This window comes from Ensifer sp. 38_S197 (assembly GCF_056924495.1).
Genome location: NZ_JBXOVZ010000002.1, coordinates 2,209,784 through 2,233,418 on the forward strand (window position 1 = coordinate 2,209,784; position 23,635 = coordinate 2,233,418).

At 62.0% G+C, this 23,635-nt stretch carries 21 protein-coding genes and 1 pseudogene; 10 read left to right on the forward strand and 12 right to left on the reverse strand.

The genetic code is table 11. From position 1 onward, the window contains the following. The first annotated feature begins 4 nt into the window (after positions 1 to 4). The 3 genes from AC1Z3V_RS23780 (at position 5) to AC1Z3V_RS23790 (ending at position 2,538) form a co-directional block, all read left to right on the forward strand. On the forward strand, positions 5 to 1,672 hold the full coding sequence (locus AC1Z3V_RS23780) for a ribonuclease J (RefSeq protein WP_483502089.1): 1,668 nt from the start codon (positions 5 to 7) through the stop codon (positions 1,670 to 1,672). Between the two features lie 64 nt (positions 1,673 to 1,736). Then, entirely contained in the window at positions 1,737 to 2,141 is a 405-nt protein-coding gene (gene mce, locus AC1Z3V_RS23785) for a methylmalonyl-CoA epimerase (protein ID WP_429808763.1), read from the forward strand. Between the two features lie 127 nt (positions 2,142 to 2,268). Continuing rightward, positions 2,269 to 2,538: a DUF1467 family protein gene (locus AC1Z3V_RS23790; RefSeq protein WP_483502091.1), complete on the forward strand. Its 270-nt coding sequence runs from the start codon at positions 2,269 to 2,271 to the stop codon at positions 2,536 to 2,538. Here the strand turns inward: AC1Z3V_RS23790 and AC1Z3V_RS23795 are convergent. Continuing rightward, positions 2,532 to 2,882 (reverse strand): hypothetical protein, encoded by a 351-nt coding sequence (locus tag AC1Z3V_RS23795; RefSeq protein ID WP_483502093.1) that lies wholly within the window; start codon positions 2,880 to 2,882, stop codon positions 2,532 to 2,534. The genes AC1Z3V_RS23790 and AC1Z3V_RS23795 overlap by 7 nt on opposite strands. 409 nt (positions 2,883 to 3,291) lie before the next feature. On the opposite strand from AC1Z3V_RS23795, the gene proS reads away from it, so the two are divergent. The 3 genes from proS to AC1Z3V_RS23810 are packed head-to-tail and all read left to right on the forward strand — an operon-like array spanning position 3,292 to position 6,653. Further along, a complete protein-coding gene (gene proS / locus AC1Z3V_RS23800) occupies positions 3,292 to 4,620 on the forward strand; it encodes a proline--tRNA ligase (protein WP_429808768.1) in 1,329 nt (442 codons plus the stop codon). 19 nt (positions 4,621 to 4,639) lie between these two features. Continuing rightward, on the forward strand, positions 4,640 to 5,950 hold the full coding sequence (locus AC1Z3V_RS23805) for a lipoprotein-releasing ABC transporter permease subunit (RefSeq protein WP_483502095.1): 1,311 nt from the start codon (positions 4,640 to 4,642) through the stop codon (positions 5,948 to 5,950). Positions 5,951 to 5,966: 16 nt separating this feature from the next. Beyond that, a complete protein-coding gene (locus tag AC1Z3V_RS23810) occupies positions 5,967 to 6,653 on the forward strand; it encodes an ABC transporter ATP-binding protein (RefSeq protein ID WP_483502096.1) in 687 nt (228 codons plus the stop codon). Positions 6,654 to 6,728: 75 nt separating this feature from the next. Here AC1Z3V_RS23810 and AC1Z3V_RS23815 read toward each other — a convergent pair whose 3' ends face one another. Together AC1Z3V_RS23815 and AC1Z3V_RS23820 are read right to left on the reverse strand one after the other, a co-directional pair. Further along, positions 6,729 to 7,265, reverse strand: a complete 537-nt coding sequence (locus tag AC1Z3V_RS23815; protein WP_483502097.1) for a DUF5680 domain-containing protein — start codon at positions 7,263 to 7,265, stop codon at positions 6,729 to 6,731. Positions 7,266 to 7,345: 80 nt separating this feature from the next. Continuing rightward, entirely contained in the window at positions 7,346 to 7,918 is a 573-nt protein-coding gene (locus tag AC1Z3V_RS23820; RefSeq protein ID WP_483502098.1) for a hypothetical protein, read from the reverse strand. A 414-nt stretch (positions 7,919 to 8,332) separates the two neighbouring features. On the opposite strand from AC1Z3V_RS23820, the gene dnaE reads away from it, so the two are divergent. Next, positions 8,333 to 11,830 (forward strand): DNA polymerase III subunit alpha, encoded by a 3,498-nt coding sequence (dnaE, locus tag AC1Z3V_RS23825; protein WP_483502100.1) that lies wholly within the window; start codon positions 8,333 to 8,335, stop codon positions 11,828 to 11,830. A gap of 101 nt (positions 11,831 to 11,931) precedes the next feature. Here the strand turns inward: dnaE and AC1Z3V_RS23830 are convergent, their stop codons facing one another. Both AC1Z3V_RS23830 and AC1Z3V_RS23835 read right to left on the reverse strand, forming a co-directional pair. Beyond that, the gene (locus tag AC1Z3V_RS23830) at positions 11,932 to 13,164 is read right to left on the reverse strand and encodes a L,D-transpeptidase family protein (RefSeq protein ID WP_483502102.1); all 1,233 of its coding nucleotides are present in this window, start codon (positions 13,162 to 13,164) and stop codon (positions 11,932 to 11,934) included. Positions 13,165 to 13,277: 113 nt separating this feature from the next. Continuing rightward, positions 13,278 to 14,570: a DNA polymerase IV gene (locus AC1Z3V_RS23835; RefSeq protein ID WP_483502103.1), complete on the reverse strand. Its 1,293-nt coding sequence runs from the start codon at positions 14,568 to 14,570 to the stop codon at positions 13,278 to 13,280. A gap of 66 nt (positions 14,571 to 14,636) precedes the next feature. Between AC1Z3V_RS23835 and AC1Z3V_RS23840 the strand changes: the two are divergent. Then, positions 14,637 to 15,216: pseudogene (locus AC1Z3V_RS23840) on the forward strand (GNAT family N-acetyltransferase). A gap of 17 nt (positions 15,217 to 15,233) precedes the next feature. Here the strand turns inward: AC1Z3V_RS23840 and AC1Z3V_RS23845 are convergent. Continuing rightward, positions 15,234 to 15,875, reverse strand: coding sequence for a hypothetical protein (locus tag AC1Z3V_RS23845; protein ID WP_483502105.1), 642 nt, complete (start codon positions 15,873 to 15,875; stop codon positions 15,234 to 15,236). Positions 15,876 to 15,877: 2 nt separating this feature from the next. Next, complete coding sequence (locus AC1Z3V_RS23850) at positions 15,878 to 16,147, reverse strand: DUF3572 domain-containing protein (RefSeq protein ID WP_429808796.1); 270 nt, start codon at positions 16,145 to 16,147, stop codon at positions 15,878 to 15,880. Between the two features lie 156 nt (positions 16,148 to 16,303). On the opposite strand from AC1Z3V_RS23850, the gene AC1Z3V_RS23855 reads away from it, so the two are divergent. Further along, a complete protein-coding gene (locus AC1Z3V_RS23855; RefSeq protein WP_003537642.1) occupies positions 16,304 to 16,675 on the forward strand; it encodes a response regulator in 372 nt (123 codons plus the stop codon). A 17-nt stretch (positions 16,676 to 16,692) separates the two neighbouring features. Next, on the forward strand, positions 16,693 to 18,060 hold the full coding sequence (locus AC1Z3V_RS23860) for a PleD family two-component system response regulator (RefSeq protein ID WP_483502107.1): 1,368 nt from the start codon (positions 16,693 to 16,695) through the stop codon (positions 18,058 to 18,060). A gap of 565 nt (positions 18,061 to 18,625) precedes the next feature. Here AC1Z3V_RS23860 and rpmG read toward each other — a convergent pair. The 5 genes from rpmG to rnr all read right to left on the reverse strand — a co-directional run bounded on the left by rpmG (position 18,626) and on the right by rnr (position 23,633). Continuing rightward, positions 18,626 to 18,793 (reverse strand): 50S ribosomal protein L33, encoded by a 168-nt coding sequence (rpmG, locus tag AC1Z3V_RS23865; protein WP_034795357.1) that lies wholly within the window; start codon positions 18,791 to 18,793, stop codon positions 18,626 to 18,628. Positions 18,794 to 18,886: 93 nt separating this feature from the next. Beyond that, complete coding sequence (locus AC1Z3V_RS23870; RefSeq protein ID WP_429808802.1) at positions 18,887 to 20,071, reverse strand: MFS transporter; 1,185 nt, start codon at positions 20,069 to 20,071, stop codon at positions 18,887 to 18,889. Positions 20,072 to 20,081: 10 nt separating this feature from the next. After that, positions 20,082 to 20,783, reverse strand: a complete 702-nt coding sequence (locus AC1Z3V_RS23875) for an NUDIX hydrolase (RefSeq protein WP_483502109.1) — start codon at positions 20,781 to 20,783, stop codon at positions 20,082 to 20,084. After that, on the reverse strand, positions 20,780 to 21,235 hold the full coding sequence (locus AC1Z3V_RS23880; protein WP_429808808.1) for a DUF983 domain-containing protein: 456 nt from the start codon (positions 21,233 to 21,235) through the stop codon (positions 20,780 to 20,782). The genes AC1Z3V_RS23875 and AC1Z3V_RS23880 overlap by 4 nt, the downstream gene beginning before the upstream one ends. A 25-nt stretch (positions 21,236 to 21,260) precedes the next feature. Continuing rightward, positions 21,261 to 23,633, reverse strand: coding sequence for a ribonuclease R (rnr, locus tag AC1Z3V_RS23885; RefSeq protein ID WP_483502110.1), 2,373 nt, complete (start codon positions 23,631 to 23,633; stop codon positions 21,261 to 21,263). Positions 23,634 to 23,635: the final 2 nt, after the last annotated feature.

Genomic DNA, 23,635 nt, shown 5'->3' on the forward strand with positions numbered 1-23,635 from the left:
CAATATGGCGCAGGACGAAGAACTGGTGTTCTTGCCGCTTGGCGGCGTCGGCGAAATCGGCATGAACCTCGGCCTTTACGGCTACGGGCGGCCCGGAAACCGCCAGTGGATCATGGTCGATTGCGGCGTGACGTTCCCGGGGCCGGAGCTTCCCGGCGTCGAACTGGTGCTGCCCGACATCGGGTTTCTTGCCGAGGAGCGGCGCAATCTCAAGGCGATCATTATCACCCACGCCCATGAGGACCATTACGGCGGCCTGAATGATCTTTGGCCGGGCCTCAACGTTCCGGTCTATGCCTCGCCGTTCACGGCAGGCATGCTGGAGGCCAAGCGCGATTTCGAAAAGAGCCGCGGCGAGATCCCGGTGACGATCTTCAAGCAGGGCGACCGCATCAATGTCGGCCCGTTCGAGATCGAAGCCGTCGGCGTCAACCATTCGATCCCCGAGCCGATGTCGCTGATCATCCGCACGCCGCTCGGAACGGTCGTTCATACCGGCGACTGGAAGATCGACCTGCATCCGTCGCTCGGGCCGCTGACCGACGAGACGCGTTTCCGCCAGATCGGCGACGAAGGCGTGTTGGCGCTCATCTGCGATTCCACCAATGCCATGCGCGACGGCGTTTCGCCGTCGGAACAGGAAGTCTCCGAAAGCCTGTCGAAGATCATCGCCAATGCCGAGGGCCGGGTTGCGATCACCACCTTCTCGTCGAATGTCGGACGCATCCGCTCGATCGCCGAGGCCGCGGAAGAGGCGGGGCGGGATGTCCTGCTGCTCGGCAGCTCGATGCGCCGCGTCGTCGCCGTTGCTCAGGACCTCGGATTGATGGAAGGCATCAAGCCGTTCCTCGCCGAAGACGAGTTCGGCTACGTACCGCGCGACAAGGTCGTGGTTATCCTGACCGGCAGCCAGGGCGAACCGCGGGCAGCGCTCGCCAAGATCGCGCGCGACGAGATGCGCAACGTTGCGTTCTCCGCGGGCGACACGGTTGTCTTCTCTTCACGCACGATCCCCGGCAACGAGAAGGCGATCAACGACATCAAGAATGGCCTTGTCGAACAGGGCATCCACATCATCACCGACAGTGAAGCGCTGGTGCATGTGTCCGGTCACCCCCGCCGCACCGAACTGCAGCAGATGTATCAGTGGCTGCGCCCGCAGATCCTAGTCCCGGTTCATGGCGAAGCTGCGCATCTGACGGCCCATGCCGAACTCGGACAGCAGTCGGGCATTGCCAATGTTCCGCGCCTCCGGAACGGCAAAATGCTGCGGCTTGCGCCGGGCCCGGCCGAGGTCATCGACGAAGCGCCGCATGGCCGTATCTACAAGGACGGTAATCTCATCGGCGATTTTGAAGAAATGGGCATCGGCGAGCGCCGCAAGCTCTCTTTTGCCGGACACGTCGCCGTCAATGTCGTGCTCGACAGCCGGTACGATTTCCTCGGCGATCCGGATATCGTTGCGATCGGTCTCCCGGAGTTCGATGACGAGGGCGAAGACATGGAGGACACCCTCTATGACGCGATCCTCGGTGCGGTCGAGAGTATTCCGCGGGCAAAGCGCAAGGACCTGGCAATGTTGCAGGAGGCGGTTCGCCGAGCGGTTCGCAGCACAGCCAACCAGACCTGGGGCAAGAAGCCGATTGTAACGGTGTTTGTCACGAAAGTCTGATTGGCGGTCGTCCCGCGGCGGTGTAAGCGGGACCGGTACAGGACGTCATAGCGGGAGGATCGCAATGCTCGGAAGAGTGAACCATATCGCCATCGCCGTGCCGGACCTTGGCTCCGCCGCCGAAAGCTACCGCTCGACGCTCGGTGCATCCGTCACCGAGCCGCAGGCATTGCCGGAACACGGCGTGACCGTTGTGTTCGTCACGCTGGCCAACACCAAGGTCGAACTCCTCGAGCCGCTCGGCGAAGGTTCGCCGATCGCTGCCTTCCTGGCGAAGAACCCTTCGGGCGGAATGCACCACATCTGCTACGAAGTGGAGAACATCCTCGCCGCGCGTGACGCGCTGCGGGCGGCGGGAGCTCGGGTTCTGGGAGACGGAGAGCCGAAAATCGGCGCGCATGGCAAGCCGGTGCTTTTCCTGCATCCCAAGGATTTCCAGGGTACGCTGATCGAACTCGAAGAGGTGTGACAGTTGACCGCGCGATGCACGTTTGTCTGATCGGGCAGGCGGCGCTATAAGGCGGACAGAATGTCGCGGAAGTCGCGGCGAAATGGCCTTGGGCCGTTACGTCGATTGTCTTCACCGGGAGCCGGAAATGCCGCTGTTTTCAATTTTTGCCATCTACTTCATCATCTGGTGGATCACGCTGTTTGCCGTTCTCCCCTTGGGGGTGCGCACGCAGGCGGAAGAAAACAGCGTCGTCCCGGGAAGCGTCGAAAGCGCGCCGGCCAAGTTCAATGCGAAACGGGTCGTGCTTTTGACCACGGCCATCGCGGCCGTCATCCAGATCGCCTGGTATGTCGTCTCCGTCAAACTTGGCTACGGCATCGATTCCATCCCGCGGTTTTACCCGAAATTCTATTGAGAGTTTCCGCGGGCGCAGGTGGGCTGAGCGAAGCCGCAGGCCGAGCGAAGAACTTTCAGGATATCGAGGCTGGATTTCGGCGTCGCGAAAACGGCCGTCGCGACGCCGCGGCCGGAACCAGAGCAATCACAGGGTTGACCGCCGCCAAATTGACATAGTTCAATTCTTGCTGCTGCTTCGTGATTGCGATGGATCGAAAAAAAGCAAAAAAAAACAAGGCTAAAAGCCTTGTTTTTAAGCTTCGCGTGATCTTTCATCCGTTGCCGGCGGCAGCGACTAAGCGCGCCTAAGATCTTATCCTCCCAAGACTTGACCGCGAAAGTCGGCAAGAATTTAGTCTTCATGCCTGTTTTGTGAGCCGAAATTAGCCCAAACATTAAGCTCTGTCATCCTGTTTTTTTGCATTTTTGCTACAGTTGGGTAAAATATTCCCGTTGACAATTCCTGTCGCAATCTTGTTACTAGCGTGCTCTTTTGACGCAGGCTTTGCCGGTCTTTTCCCCTCAAAATCAGCGGCTCCGATCTTTCCGACGATGGTCTGAGAGTAGGGTTTTCTTCCGACGGCGAAGCAGCTATGAACGCAAGGCTCATAAAGGTTCACGCCGGCTTTGCCGACGATGGATAATGGAGAGCTCGACCCCGAGAAGCGTCGGTCGCCCTTGCCAGTCTATCGGCGAAGAAGGCACCGGAGCTCAACGTCATTTCGCCCGAATCCGCCGATAGTGCGACGTTCATCAAGTTCTGGAACCCGTCATGCGCCTGTCCCGCTTTTTCATGCCCATCCTGAAGGAAAATCCTAAGGAAGCGGAAATCGTTTCCCACCGCCTCATGCTCCGTACGGGCATGATCCGGCAGCAGTCCTCGGGCATCTATACCTGGCTGCCACTGGGCAAGCGCGTTCTCGACAAGGTCAATGCGATCATCCGCGAGGAGCAGAACCGCTCGGGCGCGATCGAACTCCTGATGCCGACGCTGCAGTCCGCAGAGCTCTGGCAGGAAAGCGGCCGTTACGACGCCTATGGCAAGGAGATGCTGCGCATCAAGGATCGCCAGGACCGGCCGATGCTCTACGGTCCGACGAACGAGGAAATGATCACGGACGTCTTCCGTTCCTACGTGAAGTCCTACCGCGATCTGCCGCTCAACCTCTACCATATCCAGCTGAAGTTCCGTGACGAGATCCGCCCGCGCTTCGGCACCATGCGCTCGCGCGAGTTCCTGATGAAGGACGCCTATTCCTTCGATCTCGACCGGGAAGGGGCAGAACACGCCTATAACCGCATGTTCGCCGCTTACCTGCGCACCTTCGCGCGCATGGGCCTTCGCGCCATTCCGATGCGTGCCGATACCGGCCCGATCGGCGGCAACCTGAGCCACGAATTCATCATCCTCGCCGATACCGGCGAATCCGAAGTCTTCTGCCACAAGGATTTCCTCGGCTTCGATATCCCCGGCGAAGAAACCAACTTCGATGATGTCGCCGGTCTCAAGGCGATCTTCGACAAGTGGACGTCGCGCTACGCGGCGACATCGGAAATGCACGATGAAGCAGCCTTCAATGCGGTTGCCGAAGGCGATCGCGTGTCGGCACGCGGCATCGAAGTCGGCCATATCTTCTATTTCGGCACCAAGTATTCCGAAGCCATGGGCGCCAAGGTTCTCGGCCCCGACGGCAAGGAGCACGCCGTGCACATGGGGTCCTACGGTATCGGGCCGACCCGCCTCGTGCCGGCGATCATCGAAGCCTCGCATGACGACAACGGCATCATCTGGCCGAAGTCGATCGCGCCGTTCGACGGCGTCATCATCAACATGAAAGCGGGCGATGCCGCTTGCGACGGAGCCTGCGAGACGCTCTACTCCGAACTCGGCAAGGCAGGATTCGATGCTCTGCTCGACGACACGGACGACCGCGCCGGCGCGAAGTTCGCGACGGCTGACCTGATCGGGGTTCCGGTCCAGATCATCGTCGGCCCGCGTTCGGTCGCCAACGGCGAAGTCGAGGTCAAGGATCGCAAGACCGGCGAGCGCGAGACGATGACCGTCGAAGCTGCGATCAACAAGCTGATCGCAACGAAGTAATGAGGCGAGGGAAGGCAGGATGACCGCCGTGGTGCAAGATCAGGTGCAGGCCGCAGTGCAGCCTGAAAAGTCCTCCAGCCGTCCCTTTTCCGCCTTTGAGCGCATGGTAGCCTGGCGCTACCTGCGCTCCAGGCGCAAGGAAGCCTTCATCTCTGTAATTGCCGGCTTCTCCTTCATCGGCATCATGCTTGGCGTCGCCACGCTGATCATCGTCATGGCGGTGATGAATGGGTTTCGCACCGAGCTCATCTCCCGCATTCTCGGCATCAACGGTCATATGATCGTCCAGCCGATCGACGGGCCGCTCAACAATTATGCGGAACTGGCGACCAAGTTTTCGGGCGTCAAGGGCGTCACCATGGCCATCCCGCTGGTCGAGGGCCAGGTTCTGGCCCAGGGCGTCGGCGATAGTTCCACGGGCGCACTGGTCCGCGGCATCCGTGCCGACGATCTCAGCAAGATGAAGTCGGTTTCCGATCATATCCAATCCGGCGACATGGTCGGCTTTGCCTCCGGCTCGGGCGTGGCGATCGGCTCGCGCATGGCCGAACAGCTCGGCATCCGCGTCGGCGGAACGATCACGCTGACCTCGCCCAATGGTGACGTGACGCCGCTCGGCATGAACCCGCGCGTCAAGGCCTATACCGTCTCGGCGATCTACGAGATCGGCATGTCGGAATACGACTCGACGATCATCTTCATGCCGCTCGAAGAGGCGCAGCTCTTCTTCAACGCGGAGGGGCTCGCGCAATCGATCGAGATCTTCGTCCAGCATCCGGATGTCGTCGACGAACTGCGCCAGCCGATCGAGGATGCCGCGGGACGGCAGATCTTCATCACCGACTGGCGTGACCGCAACAAGACCTTCTTCTCGGCGCTCGAAGTCGAGCGCAACGTGATGTTCATGATCCTGATGCTGATCGTGCTGGTCGCGGCGCTGAACATCATCTCCGGCCTGATCATGCTGGTGAAGGACAAGGGCAGCGACATCGCGATTCTCAGAACGATGGGCGCAACTTCAAGCTCGGTGATGCGCATCTTCTTCATGACCGGGGCGGCGATCGGCGTGGCGGGAACGGTCGCCGGCGTAGCGCTCGGCGTCGTCGTCTGCCTCAACATCGAATCCATCCGGCAGTTCTTCTCCTGGATCTCCGGAACGACACTCTTCAGCCCGGAACTCTATTTCCTGAGCCAGCTCCCGGCCGATATGAATGCCGATGAGACCGCGCTCGTCATCGTCATGGCACTCACCCTTTCCTTCCTCGCCACGATCTTCCCGGCCTGGCGTGCCTCGCGCCTCGATCCGGTGCAGGCCCTGCGTTACGAATGACAAGGACATCAACTGAATGAATGCGCGCGTGGCACTGCAGCTTTCCGGCGTCGAGCGACACTACGGGGAAGGCGAAACGTTCCTGCCCATCCTCAAGGGTGCGGATTTTACGTTGAGAAGCGGCGAGACGGTTGCGCTGGTCGCGCCCTCGGGAACCGGCAAGTCGACGCTCTTGCATGTGGCCGGTCTGCTGGAGCGCCCGGATGGCGGCGAAGTCTTGGTCAATGGCGTGTCCTGTGGTGGGCTCAACGACGATCGGCGCACGGCGATCCGCCGAAACGAGATCGGCTTCGTCTACCAGTTTCACCATCTGCTTCCGGAATTCTCGGCGCTCGAGAACATCATGATGCCGCAGTTGATCGCCGGTCTGCCCAAGGCTGAGGCCGCCGATCGAGCAAGGGCGCTGCTCGACTACATGCGCATCGGTCACCGCGCCGACCACCGTCCGGCAGAACTTTCCGGCGGCGAGCAGCAGCGCGTCGCAATCGCGCGGGCCGTCGCCAATGCGCCGCTCGTGCTTCTTGCAGACGAGCCGACGGGCAATCTCGACCCGGAAACCGCCGGCTATGTCTTCGAAGCGCTGGAGGCGCTTGCGCGCCAGTCGGGCCTTGCGGCCCTGATCGCCACACACAACCACGAGCTTGCCGGCTTGATGGACCGCCGCGTGACGATCGAGGACGGCAAGGTTGTCGAAATGAACTGACCGCGCGGCGGCCGGCCTGTTGATCGTCAGGCGCCGTTACCTCCCGCCGTCTTTGCCGGTACGGGAAAAGCGGACTCAGTCCGTGTCTTTAGGTCGCCCGGAGAGGGTGCCCTGAAGCGCGATGGACGCATCTTCTCGCCTTGCTCTTAACGCCTGATCAGACCGCCGATAGTCGAGTTCGTAAGCTTCCTCGCCATCGACGAAGATGACTTCGTGGCCGGAAAAATGTCCGGTGTCACCACGGCTGCTGTCGATGTAGTAGCCATGCGCATGCCGAAACTCCATGCCGCCAAGAAAGTGCCGCTTTTCCTGGTACATCGCCCGCAGCGCAGCCTTGATGACCAGTCCAGCCTTCTCTCCATCGATGAGATCGGGGCGGATGATGCGGCCGAAATAGTTCATGGCCCAGCGGGGTTCCTCCTCCTGCCAGACAGTCTCCTGTCCGGCAAAATCAGTCCCGCCGAAATAGCTGTCGAGATAGCGCCAGCGATCACGTTCGTAACCGATGTCGCGGGAGCCCGGGCGCGAAGGAGCGCGGGCCATACCGCCGCCCACATAGGCATTGGCTTTGGCCTCTACGATGAAGTCCGTGAGTCCGTTGAGTTCGGTCATGACTGTTCCCTATATGTTCCAGACTCAAGATGCCGCAATGCGCGAGAGCTGTAAAGAACATAAAGGGAACAAATAGATGATTATTGAATGCCGCAAGCCTTCTGCCCGCGATCGTCGTCCCAGTCTTTGAGGAGGACGAGCTCGCCTTTTACGGCAATGGGCTTGTCATTCGCCTTGCCCTTACCCGTCAGCACGTTGAGGTCGCATTGGGAGGTGTTGTCGGGGGCGAGCGTATCGTAGGACGAGTAGGTGTAGCCAGCGACCACAAAGTCGAAGTTGCGGTATGCCACCGTCAATTTCTGCTCCCAACGGTCACGACCGATGGCGTCGTTGTGGCTGGTGATGACGAGTGAGCCATTCGGCAGCGCCGTGACCGACGGCGCCTGTCCGGCAAGATCGAACTGACCCCAGACCTTGTTCGGGATGGCCGACTTCAAACCGAGCGCGCCAGTTTCGCCGGCCAGGTAAACATAAACGCCGTTATCGTCGTCGCTGCCCTCGGCAGGCCGCACGATCAGGGCGAGATCCGAATCCCCGTCCTTATCCCAGTCGCCGGTTGCGGCGGAGACAATCCGGGCAGGGTCGATCGTTTCCGTCGCAGAGGCGACCGCCGGCAACAGGAACAGCAAGGGTAGAATCAGGCGTGCATGCATGTCGAAATACTCCGCTTGGTTGTTCCTCTTGATAGGCGGGCGCGGCGCGTTCCTCAAGCGGCTTCCTCACTAGTTAACCGGCATTCGCCTGCCGTGTTAACCATCGTGAATAGAACGCCGGTGTCTCGCTTGACGAGGGAACAAAAATGGAACAAAGTAAAAACATAACGGAAAAGGAGCCATGTTATGACTGATTTTGTTCGTGACCTCGCCGCCTTCGCTTCGATGAGCCTTTTCATCGCAAGCATCTCTTTCATTGCGCTCGGCCTCTGAGGAGCGCCGACATTTCCTCCCACGCACTTCCCAATTTTCGCCCCCGGGATTGAATAAGGGGGACGACATGTCAGGGAAACTGGACATGTCGGGTGAGAAGCGGGATATCCTGGCGACCGGACAGGAATCAGGGTGCGAACAATGGCAGACGAGGGCAAAGCAGCATCGAGCGAGGCGCTTGGTACGGACCCGCAGTTTGTGCATCTGCGAGTTCACTCGGCCTTCTCCCTGCTCGAGGGCGCCCTGCCGCTGAAGAAGGTCATCGGCAAGGCGGTTGCCGATAATCAGCCGGCGATCGGGATCGCCGACACCAACAATCTCTTTGCCGCGCTCGAGTTTTCGCAGAAAGCAGCCGACGACGGCCTGCAGCCGATTACCGGCTGCCAGCTTTCCATCGACATGGAAGACGAGGCGGATGGCGAACGGCGCGGTCACGCGCAACAACTCGCGAAGCTGCCATCGATCGTCCTGATCGCCGCGACGGACGACGGCTACACGCGGCTCGTCGATTTGGTGAGTCGCGCCTATCTCAGCGGCGAGGGCAGTCAGGCGACCCGGATCACGCGTTCCTGGCTTGCCGAAAACGGTACGGACGGTTTGATCGCGTTGACCGGCGCGTCCGGCGGCCCGGTGGACTTGGCCCTGAAGGCTGGCTCGACGGCGCTGGCCGAGGCACGCCTCGAAGCCTTGCATGATCTCTTCGGCGATCGTCTCTATATCGAGCTGCAGCGGCACGGAGGTTACGACCGGCGTCATGAGAGCCGGATGATCGACCTTGCCTACAAGTTCGACATACCCCTTGTTGCCACCAACGAGGCCTTCTTCCCGTCGCCGTCCGACTATGATGCCCATGACGCCCTGATGGCAGTGGCGCACAACGCGATGGTTTCGGACGACAGCCGCTTCCGCCTGACGCCGGACCACTATCTCAAGAGCCGCAAGGAAATGGCGGCGCTTTTTGCCGATCTGCCCGAGGCGCTGGAAAACACCGTCGAGATCGCGCGGCGCTGCTCCTTCATGCTGAAGACCCGCGGACCGATCCTGCCGCGCTTTACCGGCGCCACCGCGGATCCGGAAGAGGCGGAGCGCGCCGAGGCGGCCGAGCTGCGCCGCCAGGCGGAGGAGGGGCTCGAACAGCGTCTCGCCAAGCTTGGCATGGCGCCCGGCTATAGCGAGCAGGAATATCGCGAGCGCCTGGCCTTTGAGCTCAGTGTTATCGAGCGCATGAAGTTCCCCGGTTACTTCCTGATCGTTGCCGACTTCATCAAATGGGCGAAGCAGCACGATATCCCCGTCGGGCCGGGCCGCGGTTCGGGTGCAGGATCACTGGTTGCCTATGCGCTGACGATCACCGACGTCGATCCGATGCGCTTCTCGCTGCTGTTCGAACGCTTCCTCAATCCTGAGCGCGTCTCGATGCCCGACTTCGACATCGACTTCTGCCAGGACCGGCGCGAAGAGGTGATCCGCTACGTGCAGCGCAAATACGGCCGCGAGCAGGTGGCGCAGATCATCACCTTCGGTTCGCTGCAGGCGCGCGCCGCACTGCGCGACGTCGGCCGCGTGCTCGAAATGCCCTATGGCCAGGTCGACAAGATCTGCAAGCTGGTGCCGAACAATCCGGCCAATCCGACGCCGCTCTCCAAGGCGATCGAAGAGGAGCCGCGCCTGCAGGAGGAAGCCGAGAAGGAGCCGGTGGTCGCCCGCCTTCTCGACATCGCCCAGAAGATCGAAGGCCTCTACCGTCACGCCTCGACTCATGCCGCCGGCATCGTCATTGGCGACCGGCCGCTGTCGCAACTCGTACCGATGTATCGCGATCCGCGCTCCGACATGCCGGTCACCCAGTTCAACATGAAGTGGGTGGAGCAGGCGGGTCTCGTCAAGTTCGACTTCCTCGGCCTGAAGACCCTCACCGTTCTGAAGGTTGCGGTCGATTTCGTGAAGCAGCGCGGCATCGAAGTCGATCTCGCGAGCATTCCGCTCGACGACCCGAAGACCTATGAGATGCTGTCGCGCGGCGAGACCGTTGGCGTGTTCCAGGTGGAAAGTGCCGGCATGCGCAAGGCGCTGATCGGCATGCGGCCCGACTGCATCGAGGACATCATCGCGCTGGTGGCGCTCTACCGCCCGGGCCCGATGGAGAACATCCCGGTCTACAACGCCCGCAAGCATGGCGAGGAAGAGGTCGAATCGATCCATCCCAAGATCGACCATCTGCTCAAGGAAACGCAGGGCGTTATCGTCTACCAGGAGCAGGTGATGCAGATCGCCCAGGTGCTCTCGGGCTATTCGCTCGGCGAGGCCGATCTTCTGCGCCGCGCCATGGGTAAGAAGATCAAGGAGGAAATGGACAAGCAGCGCGCCCGCTTCGTCGACGGCGCCGTCAAGAATGAAGTGTCGAAGCCGCAGGCCGACCTGATCTTCGACCTGCTCGCCAAGTTCGCCAACTACGGCTTCAACAAGTCGCACGCCGCGGCTTATGCGATCGTCTCGTACCAGACCGCCTATATGAAGGCGCACTATCCGGTGGAGTTCCTGGCGGCGTCGATGACGCTCGACATGTCCAACACGGAAAAGGTCAACGACTTTCGCCAGGATGCGAAGCGGCTGGGCATCGAGGTGATCGCGCCATCGGTGCAGACCTCGTTCCGGCATTTCCAGACGGGTGAGAACCGCATCTATTATTCGCTCGCCGCGATCAAGGGCGTGGGCGAATCCGCGGTCGAGCATATCGTCGAAGTGCGCGGCGACCGGCCCTTCGCGAGTCTCGAGGATTTCTGCCTCAGGATCGATCCCAAGCTTCTCAACCGTCGGGTCTTCGAAAGCCTGATCGCCGCCGGCGCTTTCGATTGCTTTGGCTATGACCGGGCGGAACTGGTCGGCGGGCTCGATCGCATCCTTGGCTTCGCCCAGCGTGCGCAGGAGAACAAGACGAGCGGCCAGAGCGACATGTTTGGGGCGGGGGCGGCAACCGGGCCGGAGCGCATCGCGCTCCCCGCCTACACGCCCTGGCTCGCTTCGGAAAAGCTGCACCGCGAATTCCAGGTGCTGGGCTTCTATCTCTCCGCCCATCCGCTCGACACCTACAATGCGCTGCTTGCGAAGATGCGTGTGCAGACCTTCGGCGATTTCGCCGGCGCGGTGAAGAAGGGCGCAACCGCCGGCCGATTAGCCGGCACGGTAACCTCGAAGCAGGAACGCAAGACGCGCACCGGCAACAAGATGGGCATCGTCGCCTTTTCCGACTCCTCCGGCCAATTCGAGGCCGTGCTTTTCTCCGAGATGCTGCATCAGTATCGTGACCTCTTGGAGCCGGGCAAATCGCTGGTCATGACCGTTGCCGCCGAAGAGCGGCCGGAGGGCATCGGGCTGCGCATCCAGACCCTGCGCTCGCTGGAGGAAGAATCGCTGCAACTGCAGAAGGCGCTGCGCGTCTACGTGCGCGATTCCGGCCCGCTGAAATCGATCGCCTCGCATCTCAACACCAGAGGCGACGGCCTCGTTTCCTTCGTCGTCATCAAGGACAACGGTCAGCGCGAGATCGAGGTGGAACTGAGCGAGAAGTTCCGGATCTCGCCGGAGATCGCCGCAGCGCTGCGCTCGGCGCCGGGTGTGGTCGACGTCGAGCTGGTTTGATCCGGATTGTGTCCCGTTTTCATTGAAACGGAGAACTGGCGCGGAGGTCCTTCAAGGCGAGCGGCGTCGCGCCCGTGACTGTTTCGCGTATAGGCCTGCGATCAGTCGCCGGGCCGCGTTCGGGTGATGGTGATGAAATCGGTGCCCTGACCGGTCTCCAGTCCGCTTTCCGTGTCGGCGATCGAGAGCGACGAGCCTTCGGCCAACAGGCCCTCGACCCGCCTGCGAACATCGTCTGATATCGTCATCCGCGCCAGCGTCCGCTGTATTCCGTTATAGGCGAAGGGATCCGCGTCTGTGGAAATGCCGAGCCGCTTCTTCGTCGAGGCAGTCAGGTGATTCTCAAGGGAAACGCCGAACCATTTGCCTTCAGCGCCTTCTTCTTCATTGTGGCGGAATTGAAGGAAATGCGTTCCAAGTGCCTCTTCCGGCTTGTCGATGGTAAGACCCGCTTCGAACAGTGGCTTGAACCCTTGCCGCACGAGGATCTTGCCGTTCTGCGGCGGCGTGCGCCCGGCCTTGCGCATTAGCCTGTCGGTCAACTCCGGCGTCAGCTTGCCGTCGCTCTCGAGCCCTTCGCTCGCTTGGAAGGCACGGAGCGCCGCAATCGTCGCCGGCCCTGGGTGGCCGTCGATCGTACCGGGTGCGTATCCGAGGAACTCCAGCGACGCCTGCACTTCACGCATGGCGTCCCGCGCATCGCTGCGCGTGATCAGGATACGGATCGGTTCTGCCGTGGATTTGGCGGCGCCCGCCGCACCACCTGCCGGTTCTGTCATGGCGACTTCGACCGGCGTATCTCCAGCCTGGCTGATGGCGGGTCTCAGCGGCACATCGGAAAGCGGCGGCAGGATTTCCGAGGGAGCCGGGCGAAAGAGCAGGGCGCTCTTGACCTCTGCAGGCGTTATCTGCCGGTCGGAAATCAGCACGTGCACGCCGCGCTCGGTCATCTTGTAAAGCGAGGCGGCGAAAGCGCTCGGCAGGCGCACGCAGCCATGCGAGGCGGGGTAGTCGGGCACATGGTTGGAACCGTGCAGCGCGATACCCGACCAAGTAAGCCGCTGCATGAAGGGCATCGGCGCGTTCGAGTAGATGTTCGACTTGTGATGCCGCCGCTTTTCCAGAATCGAGAAGATGCCCGTCGGCGTCGCATGGCCGGCCTTGCCGGTTGACACCGGCGACGTCGCAATCACGGCGTCGCCGTCATAGACGACGAGCGATTGCTGGTCTTTCGAGACAATGATCTGTAGCGGCCCGCGACTGCCTGCAAACCCGGTGGCCGGTGACAAAAGCAGAGCAACGAAGCTGGCGGTGAGAGCGAAACGCGATACCATACACTCAACCCAACACGTGACTTGGCGAACGAGCCTAGCCTGCAATCTTTAAAGAATTCATCCAGTCCGTGTGCGCACCACATCAAGGTTGCGTGATCGCGCTCTGCCCGCGTTCAGGGATCGCGTTTCCGGGTGCCGAAGGTATAGCCGGTCTCGACGCTGGCCTTGCCGAACTTGTCGCGCAGCTTGTTGATGGCGTCTTCGGCCGCGGCCCGGCGGGTTGCCGCGGGGTCGACCAGATCGGGCGGATCGGCAAGATCCGGGGCTGAGAGATCGCTGACGCCGATCCCGATCAGGCGGTACTTCGTGCCGTCCGCCTCTTTTTCCAGGAGTTGCAGCCCGGTGCGGAAGATACGGTCGGCGAGCCGTGTCGGGCTGTCGAGCCGCCGGTTGCGGGTGCGGATCTTGAAGTCGGCCGTCTTCAGTTTCAGAACGACGGTCTGGCCGGCGAGCTCGGACTTTCGCAGCCGATGCGCTACCTGCTCGCTGAGGCGCCTGAGATGCACCACGAGATCGTCGTAACGCGCGATATCGTCGTTGAACGTCGTCTCGGAGGACACGCTCTTGGCTTCTCCGTCGATCTCGACCGCTCGTTCGTCGAGCCCGCGCGACAGGCGGAAGAGCCGCTGTCCCATGGTGCCGTAGCGGCGCATGAGATCGGCTTCCTCCATGGTCTGCAATTGCCCGATCGTGCGCACGCCGTCGCGTTCCAGGGTATTGGCGAAAGCCTTGCCGACGCCCCAGATCAGCGTGACCGGCTTTTCCCTCAGGAACTCCAGTGCCTCGGCCTGGCCGATGACTGAAAAGCCGCGCGGTTTCTGCAGGTCGGAAGCCACTTTGGCGAGAAACTTGCAGTAGGAGAGGCCGACGGAGACGGTGATGCCGATCTCCTGCTCGACACGTCGGGCGAAGCGCGCGAGCGTACGCGCCGGCGGATCGTGGTGCAGCCGTTCGGTACCCTTGAGTTCCAGAAAGGCCTCGTCGATCGACAGCGGCTGCACCAGCGGCGTCAACTCCTGCATCAGCGTGCGGACTTCACGACCGACACGGGCGTATTTTTCCATGTTGGGCTTGATGACCACGGCCTGCGGGCAGGCCTCCAGCGCCTTGAACATCGGCATTGCCGAGCGTACGCCGTGAATGCGGGCAATGTAGCAGGCCGTGGACACCACGCCGCGCTTGCCGCCGCCGATGATCACCGGCTTGTCGGCAAGTTCCGGATCATCGCGTTTTTCGATCGACGCGTAGAAGGCGTCACAATCGATATGGGCCAATGTCAGATCATAGAGCTCGCTGTGGCGTAACAGGCGTGGACTGCCGCAGGCCGTGCAGCGCCGCGCGCCACCGGCCTGTTCCTTGAGGCAGTCGCGGCAGAAGCCTGGAGATTGAGCAGCGCTGTCGGGCATATCAGGAACAAATATTGAACATCGCGACCTTACGCTCTAGGCTGGTGAGTCTCAAGGGAGGCTCTGTTGGAAATCACACTCCGGTTCTCACCCGTGACGGCGGATAGTTGGGCGGATTTCGAGCAGCTTTTTGAGCCGAACGGTGCCTATGGCGGTTGCTGGTGCACCGCGTTGCGCCTGCCGCATTCCATCCGAACGGCGATGCCGGCCGGGCAGCGCAAGGCCTTTATCAAGGAACGTATCGAAGCCGCGCCGCCGCCCGGCATCCTCGGCTATTTCGAGGGAAAGCCGGTGGCCTGGGTTCAGGTTGGTCCTCGCCAGGATGTTCCGCAGTTCAATTCACCGCGCACGGCGGCGCGACCACTGGAGGACCGCGAGGCGACCGATCCGAAGGTCTGGGCGCTGAGCTGTCTGTTCATGCAGTCGAAACTACGGGGCAAGGGCTTGAGCCATCGTGCGCGCCGCGGTCGACCACGCGAGAGTGGGCGGCGCACGCTATCTCGATGCTTGTCCGATCGATCACGCCAAACAGTCAAAGTCAGTCGCCCTTTGGGTCGGCGCGACGGCGGTCTTCGAGGCCGCGGGATTCGACGTGGTGGCGCGTCGCAAGGATGGCAGGCCGCTGATGCGATTGGATTTGCACTGATGGGAACCGGCGCTGAATTAGCCCTCGAAATGCGCACGAATGGCCGCCGCCGCCTCCGGCCAGTCAGCGGCCGCGCGGATGCCGGTGTCCGGCTTTGGGGCGAGCGCGCGGAACTCCGCGTTAACCATCAGGTTGATCAGCAGGCAGGACGGCGCGTAGTGCTGGACCGACTGCAGGTTGCGAAGAATGTCGTCGACGAAGACCAGCGGAATCGGGCGTCCGGCGTGCAGTTTTTGCACGATCGGTCCCTTCGGTTCCTCGGAGGCAAGCAGCGGGTAGGGAAGGTCAAGCCGGTCGAGCAAGGCGCGCCGGATCGCGGCGTGATGCGGCGGCATGGCGGTGAGGAAAACGATGTCTGCTTCCTTCGACAGCGCCGCCAAGGTCTCGACGACCTGTGCAGCCGGCGTCTGCCAGCGATCCTGCGACCCGTAGAAGGAATCAAGCAGGGCCTTGACCTCCGCCTCCGCGAGCGGTCGTTCGTTCGTACGATCGACGATGTTGCCGGTCAAACGGAAGGATCGGGGCAACAGAACGTGGCCGCAGCTTTCAAGGAAAAGCTTGAACGGATTGATGAATTCGAGCACGACCTCATCGATGTCGCTGACGATCAGCGGGCGCTCTCGAAGCTGGATGCGGTCGCCTGTGGACGCGCCTGGCACGCTCAATCCTCAAAATCCGAATGGCCCGAAAGCGCCGCATGGGCGCGCACCACATCTTCCGGCGCCGTACCGGTCGCCTGGCAGAATGCCATCAGCGTTGGCTCGTGGTCCATGAGAAAGGCGACGAGTCCGCCCATGAATCCAGGCTCGGCGATGGCATTGCGCAATGCCGTCGGATCGGTGCCCGTCAGCGCCAGGAAACGGGACAGAAGCTCAGGCTCGCCGGCGAGCCAGGCGAGGATGTCGATGGCGATTTCGTCGGCGCTCTTCAATGCTTCGTCCCCGTATGGTTTTTACGTGCTGAGTTACCTATTTTTCAACCAAATAGGCCTATCTCTGAAGTTGAGGAAATGGGTCGAGTCGTCGGCTCTGCAAGTTAAATGTCTTGAGGAGACTTGCAAGGTGACGACGGACAGCAAGGGATCGACATGCCCAAACAGGTAATGATTGTTGAGGACAACGAGCTGAACATGAAGCTGTTCCGCGACCTGATTGAGGCTTCCGGCTATGCGACGATCCAGACGCGCAACGGCATGGAGGCGCTCGAGCTCGCGCGCAAGCACCGGCCCGATCTCATTCTGATGGATATCCAGTTGCCGGAAGTGTCCGGTCTGGAAGTGACCAAATGGCTGAAGGAAGACGATGAATTGCACGTCATTCCTGTCATCGCCGTTACTGCATTTGCAATGAAGGGAGACGAGGAGCGCATCCGCCAGGGTGGATGCGAAGCCTATGTTTCCAAGCCGATTTCCGTACCGAAGTTTATAGAAACGATCAAAACCTACCTGGGCGATGCCTGAGCGGCGGGAAAATTGATATGACTGCGCGTATCCTTGTCGTTGATGATGTTCCGGCCAATGTGAAGTTGCTCGAAGCCAGGCTGCTCGCCGAATATTTCGATGTGTTGACGGCCAATGACGGCTACTCGGCACTGGCGCTCTGCGAGAAGACGCCCATCGATCTCGTGCTGCTCGACATCATGATGCCTGGACTCGACGGTTTCGAGGTCTGCGAACGGCTGAAGGCGAATCCGCGCACGGCGCATATTCCCGTCGTCATGGTGACGGCGCTCGATCAGCCGTCGGATCGCGTGCGCGGCCTGAAGGCAGGCGCCGACGACTTCCTGACCAAGCCCGTCAACGATCTCCAGTTGATGTCGCGCGTGAAGAGCCTGGTGCGGCTGAAGAATGTCAGCGACGAATTGCGCCTGCGCGCCCAGACGGCGCAGACCATCGGCCTCGAGGACGTCGGTCGCTCGGATCGCCCGGACGAGCCGGGCAATGTTCTGCTGGTCGATGGCCGTGGCTCGTCGCAGGAGAGGCTGCAGCGCGCGCTTGCACCGATCGCGGATGTCTCGGTGACCTCAGATCCGCAGGCGGCACTCTTCGAAGCCGCCGAGAACAATTTCGACCTAGTCATCGTCAACGCGAACTTCGACGAATACGATCCTCTGCGCCTGTGCTCGCAGTTGCGTTCGCTGGAGCGGACGCGCTTCATCCCCATCCTGCTGATCGCGGAGCAGGGCAGCGATGAGATGGTGGTGCGCGCGCTCGATCTCGGCGTGACCGATTACCTGATGCGGCCGGTCGATCCGAATGAGCTGATCGCTCGCTCCATGACCCAGATCCGGCGCAAGCATTGCAATGACAGGCTGCGCGCGAGCGTGCAGCAGACCATCGAACTTGCCGTCACCGACGGCCTGACCGGCCTGCACAACCGCCGCTATTTCGACACTCACCTGAAACTGCTGATGGATAGGGCTGCTGCGCGCGGCCGGCCGCTGTCCATCTGCATGACGGACATCGACCGTTTCAAACAGGTCAACGATACCTACGGCCATGATGCCGGTGACGAAGTGCTGCGGGAGTTCGCCAATCGCATTCGCGCGACCGTGCGCGGGGCCGATCTTGCCTGCCGTTTCGGCGGAGAGGAATTCGTCGTCGTGATGCCCGATACGTCGGCTGAGATGGCAGCCGGCGTCGCCGAGCGCTTACGCATGATTATCGAAAGCCTGCCGTTCCCGATACCGCAGGCGGATGGCGTTTTGAGGGTAACGGCGTCGATGGGAATCGCGACGCTTAGGCCGGATGCCGATACGGCCGAGGCTCTGCTCAAGCGCGCGGATACGGCGCTCTACCAAGCCAAGAACGAGGGCCGCAACCGTGTGGTGGCGGCGGCCGCCTGAGCCCAATCCGGACGCTTCTGCGCCCCGGTGAATTTCTTGGGGCCACCTCTTGCAGGTTGCATCTAAAGTTGTATTCTCGCCGCAGCCGATGCTACCGGGGAGTTTGGGTAGCCGCGGCGCCCGGGCCGTGTGCCTGTCTCAGTCTGATACAGAATTAACCATGCGCTTAGCGGCACCGCTTCGCGCATTAAGAATTCGTTGATTTTTTTCCATTTTCAGGTGATGCTGATGAACAAGAAGGCATCGCCTCCTAACATTTTGCTTACCCCATGATGCTCAGGTCCGCCGCATCTCCTGGGTCGTGGGGTCGGTCGGTTGGCTTTTGACGCCTGCGGAATCCTCGTGCCGCAGTCAGAGGCCAGCCGACCCCCTTTGCGAAACGCCGCCCCATCCCGGGGCGGCGTTTTTGCTTTGGGGGATCAGGCGAGAGGCGCGAGACGGCATGCCTTTCGACCGTCAACTGGCCGGTCGCCGCGACCGCCGAAAGCCCATGCTCGAACGTCCAAAAGGAAAGGGCGCCTGACCTTGCGGTCGACGCCCCTTGATCCCCGGGAAACTGTCGATCTTACTTGATCTTGGTTTCCTTGAACTCGACGTGCTTCTTGACGACCGGGTCGTACTTGGTCTTCGTCATCTTTTCCGTCATCGTACGGCTGTTCTTGGTCGTGACGTAGAAGAAACCCGTGTCGGCTGTCGAAAGCAGCTTGATCTTGATGGTGGTGGCTTTTGCCATGGTCGTCCTGCCTTTGTAACAATGAAAGCCGTGGACAACCGGTTGCGGGCCACGGGCAAGGTTGGCGCGAAACTACAAATCGCGGCCGAAAAGTCAAGGCCGTTTTGGATTCAAAACGATCCTGACCACCGAAAGCGCGACATAGAGAGCGAAAAAGCCGGCGATCGCCCAAGCGAAACCGTTGTCGCCGGTGACGTCCATCGCGGCGCCGATGACCTGCGGGCCAGCGACCGTCCCGACCGCATAGGAGAACACGAAGGCGGCGTTGGCGGCCGCGAGATCCGCGCCCTGCAGGCGAGACCCCAGATGGCTGAGACCGACGGTGTAGAGCCCGGACACGCAACCACCCCAGAAAAGCAGCACGACCGCCATGAGGAACCAGCTTTCGGCCAGCATCGGCAGACAGAGGGCGCCGATGAGGCCGATGACCGTCATGGCGGACAACAGCGTGCGCCGGTCCTTCACCCGATCGGACAACATGCCGAGGGGGATCTGGAAGATGAAGTTGCCGATGCCCATCACCGTCAGCAGCAGTGCGGCCTGTGATTCGGTGAAGCCGGACCGGGTACCGAACACCGGGAACAGCGAAAGCCCGCCCGATTCGACCGCGCCGAAGATGAAGACGGCGGCCGTGGCGGTCGGAACGAGGTAGACGTAGCGCAGGAAATGCCGCTCGGGCTTCTCGTCGATGACGGGGCTCTCGTCACGCGCCAGGAAGATCGGCACGGCGGCAAGCAGAATCACGCCGGCGCCGACGACGAAGGGCAGGATGCCCTCGCTGCCGAGGATGGAGAAGAGCAGGGGACCGGTGGCGAAACCAAGCGAAAGAACCGTGCCGTAAATGCCGAGCACGAAGCCGCGCTTGCTTGGCGGTGCAGTCGCGTTGATCCAGAACTCCGAGAGGATGAAGAGCACGGTAATGGCGCCGTGGAAGATCACACGCAGCGGAAACCAGAGCCAGAAGTTGGTGATGTAGTAGAAGCCGAAGGCACTCATGGCGGCGACCAGCACGGCCCACAACATGGTCTGTGCGACACCGTAGCGATGGGCGACCTTTGTGGTGAACGGCGCGGCGGCCATCGAGGCAAGGCCGGCCATCGCCGAGTTGAGCCCGATGAGCGTCGAGGAAATTCCACGCTTCTCCATGATGATGGAGAGCAGCGGCAGACCGAGGCCGATGGCGATGCCAACGGCGCTGATTGCGGCAACGGCGGCGATCAGCGACCGCCAGTGAATATCCTCAACCGGTGCAGTTATACCGGGCGACGGCTGTGACATCAGGCGAACCCTAGAGCAACGTGCGGACGAGGCGCCCACGGCGCGCGGCATAAAGTGGCACCGCTCGTTCACAGGGGAGCGACGGATCGGTGTCGAGACTGCTTCTGAGATCCGCAAGTATGATGGCGGTGATGTCAGGTATCCGTAGAGACGGAGAATCGTTCACATCGATCCACTGCAAGTCCTGAAGCTCCCGGCTGTCCAGGAAGCGTGTCGGATCGATCCCGGCCTCGTCCGCAAACAAAGCGAAGAAGCGCGTATCGAACCGCCTCGCATGGCCCGGAGGGGTGATGGCCCGAGCCATATAGCGCAACTTTGCAAGATCGGGAAGAAAGGGAACCGGCGCGGTGGCCGAGGGAGCCGGTTGGCCGACGGCGATGCCGGCCTCTTCGTAGAGCTCACGCAGCCCGGCAAGGGCGAGCGCACGGGCGCGTGTGTCGGTCAGTTGGCGCGCGCCGGCCGTCTTCAGCGCATGCAGGACGGACGGGTGCAGGTCGGAGCCGAAACTGATGCGGTGGTCGCCGGCATCGCGCCGTCCACCGGGGAAGACATAGAGATCAGGCATGAAGACGTGGGCGCTGTGCCGCTTGCCCATCAAAACCCGCACGCGCTCCCCTTGGCGGTCGAGCAGCATGACGGAGGCGGCATCCCGCGGTCTGACGGCCGCGGGATGCTGGCGTTCCGGGCCGCCCGAGCTTCGCGCAGACGTCATGCCCTGTCGTCTCGCGGCGGCAGGACATCTTCCGGCGCGTCTTCGTGACCGCCAAAGCCGTGCATCCTGAGCGCCCATTGCAGACCGATGACGGCACCTTTGACCGGCTGCAGCAGCCCCAGCGAACTGATCACGGTGATCGGCGCCCAGATCGCCAGATGCTGCCAGGTCGTCAACGGCAGGATGAGGTCGGTCATCATATAGCCGGCAAGCACGAGGTGGCCGACGATCGTCACGACGATATAGGGCGGGAAGTCATCGGCACGATGATGGTCCATGCGCTCGCCGCAGGCGGCGCAGGCATCGACGGACTTGACGTAGCTGCGAAACAGCTTGCCGCTGCCGCAGGCCGGACAGCGGCCGAGAAAGCCGCGCTTCATCGAAAGGCCAACCGAGCGCTCGTCGCTTTCGCTGCTGCCCAGTTGAAGTGTTTCGCCTGCCGCTGCTTTCATGCCTATTCCTCTGCCTTGCGGGAACCTATCGCCGGCCTCTCGGCGGCCGTGTTCCCGGCTTCTTGCGTGCCCCGGTGCGGTCGCGCCGGCCGGACTTGTGGAAGGAGCGCGTCGCCGTCGGCATCTTGCGCCCCTCGCTCAGCATCTCGAATCTCAGCGCACCCGCAAGCGGCACGGCCTCCACGAGCTTGACGCGCACCGGATCGCCCAGGCGATAGCCGAGCCCGGTCTTCTCGCCGGAAAGCGCCTGATGCGCCTCATCATAGATGAAGTAGTCGCGTCCGAGCGTAGATATCGGAACGAAGCCATCGGCGCCATAGGCGGGCAGGGTGACAAAGAGTCCCGCCTTGGTGACGCCCGAAACGCGGCCTTCGAATTCCTCGCCGACACGGCCATTCAGATGATGGGCGATCAGCCGGTCGACGGTGTCCCGTTCCGCTGCCATGGCGCGGCGCTCGAAGGTCGAGATCTCCGCGGCGATGTCGTCGAGCACACCCTCTTCCTGCGGCGTCAGTCCGCCTTCGCCGAGGCCGAGCGAGGCAACCAGTGCCCGATGTACGATGAGGTCGGCATAACGCCGGATCGGCGAGGTGAAATGCGCGTATTTCAAGAGGTTCAGGCCGAAGTGCCCGATATTCTCGGGGCTGTAGATCGCCTGGCTCTGCGAGCGGAGCACCATCTCGTTGACCATCGTCTCGAAGGGCTTTCCTTCGGCCTTGGCCAGAATGCCGTTGAAATGGTTCGAGCGCATGTTGCCGCCCTTGATGAGCGAGATGTCGAGCGTCGCCAGGAATTCGCGCAAGCTCTCCTGCTTGGCGAGCGAGGGCTGGTCGTGCACACGGTAGATCAGCACCTGGCGCTTCTGCTCCAGCGTCTCGGCCGCAGCGACGTTTGCCTGGATCATCATTTCCTCGATCAGCTTGTGGGCATCGAGGCGCTCGGGAACGAAGACACGGTCGACCGTGCCATCGGGCTTCAGGATGATCTTGCGCTCGGGCATGTTGAGTTCGAGCGGCTGGCGCCGGTCGCGGCCGCGCGTGAGGATGCGATAACCCTCCCAGAGCGGCTTCAGGATCGTGTCGAGGATCGGCCCGGTCTTGTCGTCCGGGTTGCCGTCGATGGCCGCCTGCGCCTGCTGGTAGGAGAGTTTCGCCGCGCTTCTCATCATGATGCGGTGGAACGTGTGCCCGGCCTTGCGGCCCTCCTTGGAAAAGCGCATGCGCACGGCCAGTGCCGGGCGGTCGACACCTTCCTTCAGGGAGCAGAGATCGTTGGATATCCGTTCGGGCAGCATCGGCACCACCCGATCGGGGAAGTAGACCGAGTTGCCGCGCTTCAGCGCCTCAAGGTCCAGCGCGGATTTTGGCCGGACATAATAGGAGACGTCGGCGATCGCGACCGTGACGATGACGCCGCCGGGATTGTCTTCGGACGGATCCGGCTCGGCGTGAACGGCGTCGTCGTGATCCTTCGCATCGGCCGGGTCGATGGTGATGAGCGGCAGCGTCCGCCAGTCTTCGCGATGCGCCATGGTGGCGGGCCCAGCGGCATTTGCCTCCTCGATCACCCGTTCCGGGAAGACGTGGGGTATGCCGTGCGAATGGATCGCGATCATCGAGATCGCCTTCTCCGAGGCCACCGAGCCGATGACGTTTTGCACCTGGGCGCGTGGCAAGCCGTAACGGCCGAGCCGTGCGAGCTGTACCTCGACGAGATCGCCATCCTTGGCGTTGCCGGTGAATTCCGGATCGACGAGCACTTCCTCGCCGCGCTTGTCGATCGGCATCAAGCGGCCACCGCCGCCGGGCGTCGAGCGGAAGACGCCGAGCACCGCGTCCTTGCGCTTGTCCAGCACCTTGATGATGCGCGCCGTATAGGCAGGACCGCCCCGCTCCTTGGCCGGAAAGATCTTGGCGAGCACGCGGTCGCCGAGGCCGCCGACCGGAACCTTGCCCTTGGCCTTGCCGACAGCCGACTGCTTGATCAGCACCGCCGGAGCGACGCCGTCATCGTCAAGCCACTCGGCCGGCCGGCCGATCAGTTCGCCGTCGACGTCGCGGATAGTGATGTCGAGCACGGTGACAGGGGGCAGGGCGCCGGGACGCACCAGCGACTTGCGCTTCTTCTCGACCAGACCGTCCTCTTCCAGCGATCTCAGCAACGCCTTGAGCTCGACACGGGTTTCGCCCTTGAGGCCGAAGGCCTTGGCGATCTCGCGCTTGGAGGCACGATCCGGGTTTTCGGCGATGAAGCGCATCAGTACGTCGCGCGGCGGAACCGCGCCGTGAATGATTGGTTCGCTTGGCTGAGCCGGTCCGGCCTTGGCCGCGCGAGCAGGCTTCTTGCCCATGCTTCTCTTGCCGGACTGTTCGGTCGGGTCGCGCGGTATTCTGGTCAAAA

What these genes read in the sequence shown, in the direction of transcription:
- AC1Z3V_RS23780 (WP_483502089.1), top strand. Translation starts at nt 5, where the DNA reads ATGGCGCAGGACGAAGAACTGGTGTTCTTGCCGCTTGGCGGCGTCGGC.
- mce (WP_429808763.1), top strand. Translation starts at nt 1,737, where the DNA reads ATGCTCGGAAGAGTGAACCATATCGCCATCGCCGTGCCGGACCTTGGC.
- AC1Z3V_RS23790 (WP_483502091.1), top strand. Translation starts at nt 2,269, where the DNA reads ATGCCGCTGTTTTCAATTTTTGCCATCTACTTCATCATCTGGTGGATC.
- AC1Z3V_RS23795 (WP_483502093.1), bottom strand. Translation starts at nt 2,882, where the DNA reads ATGAAGACTAAATTCTTGCCGACTTTCGCGGTCAAGTCTTGGGAGGAT.
- proS (WP_429808768.1), top strand. Translation starts at nt 3,292, where the DNA reads ATGCGCCTGTCCCGCTTTTTCATGCCCATCCTGAAGGAAAATCCTAAG.
- AC1Z3V_RS23805 (WP_483502095.1), top strand. Translation starts at nt 4,640, where the DNA reads ATGACCGCCGTGGTGCAAGATCAGGTGCAGGCCGCAGTGCAGCCTGAA.
- AC1Z3V_RS23810 (WP_483502096.1), top strand. Translation starts at nt 5,967, where the DNA reads ATGAATGCGCGCGTGGCACTGCAGCTTTCCGGCGTCGAGCGACACTAC.
- AC1Z3V_RS23815 (WP_483502097.1), bottom strand. Translation starts at nt 7,265, where the DNA reads ATGACCGAACTCAACGGACTCACGGACTTCATCGTAGAGGCCAAAGCC.
- AC1Z3V_RS23820 (WP_483502098.1), bottom strand. Translation starts at nt 7,918, where the DNA reads ATGCATGCACGCCTGATTCTACCCTTGCTGTTCCTGTTGCCGGCGGTC.
- dnaE (WP_483502100.1), top strand. Translation starts at nt 8,333, where the DNA reads ATGGCAGACGAGGGCAAAGCAGCATCGAGCGAGGCGCTTGGTACGGAC.
- AC1Z3V_RS23830 (WP_483502102.1), bottom strand. Translation starts at nt 13,164, where the DNA reads ATGGTATCGCGTTTCGCTCTCACCGCCAGCTTCGTTGCTCTGCTTTTG.
- AC1Z3V_RS23835 (WP_483502103.1), bottom strand. Translation starts at nt 14,570, where the DNA reads ATGCCCGACAGCGCTGCTCAATCTCCAGGCTTCTGCCGCGACTGCCTC.
- AC1Z3V_RS23855 (WP_003537642.1), top strand. Translation starts at nt 16,304, where the DNA reads ATGCCCAAACAGGTAATGATTGTTGAGGACAACGAGCTGAACATGAAG.
- AC1Z3V_RS23860 (WP_483502107.1), top strand. Translation starts at nt 16,693, where the DNA reads ATGACTGCGCGTATCCTTGTCGTTGATGATGTTCCGGCCAATGTGAAG.
- rpmG (WP_034795357.1), bottom strand. Translation starts at nt 18,793, where the DNA reads ATGGCAAAAGCCACCACCATCAAGATCAAGCTGCTTTCGACAGCCGAC.
- AC1Z3V_RS23870 (WP_429808802.1), bottom strand. Translation starts at nt 20,071, where the DNA reads ATGTCACAGCCGTCGCCCGGTATAACTGCACCGGTTGAGGATATTCAC.
- AC1Z3V_RS23875 (WP_483502109.1), bottom strand. Translation starts at nt 20,783, where the DNA reads ATGACGTCTGCGCGAAGCTCGGGCGGCCCGGAACGCCAGCATCCCGCG.
- AC1Z3V_RS23880 (WP_429808808.1), bottom strand. Translation starts at nt 21,235, where the DNA reads ATGAAAGCAGCGGCAGGCGAAACACTTCAACTGGGCAGCAGCGAAAGC.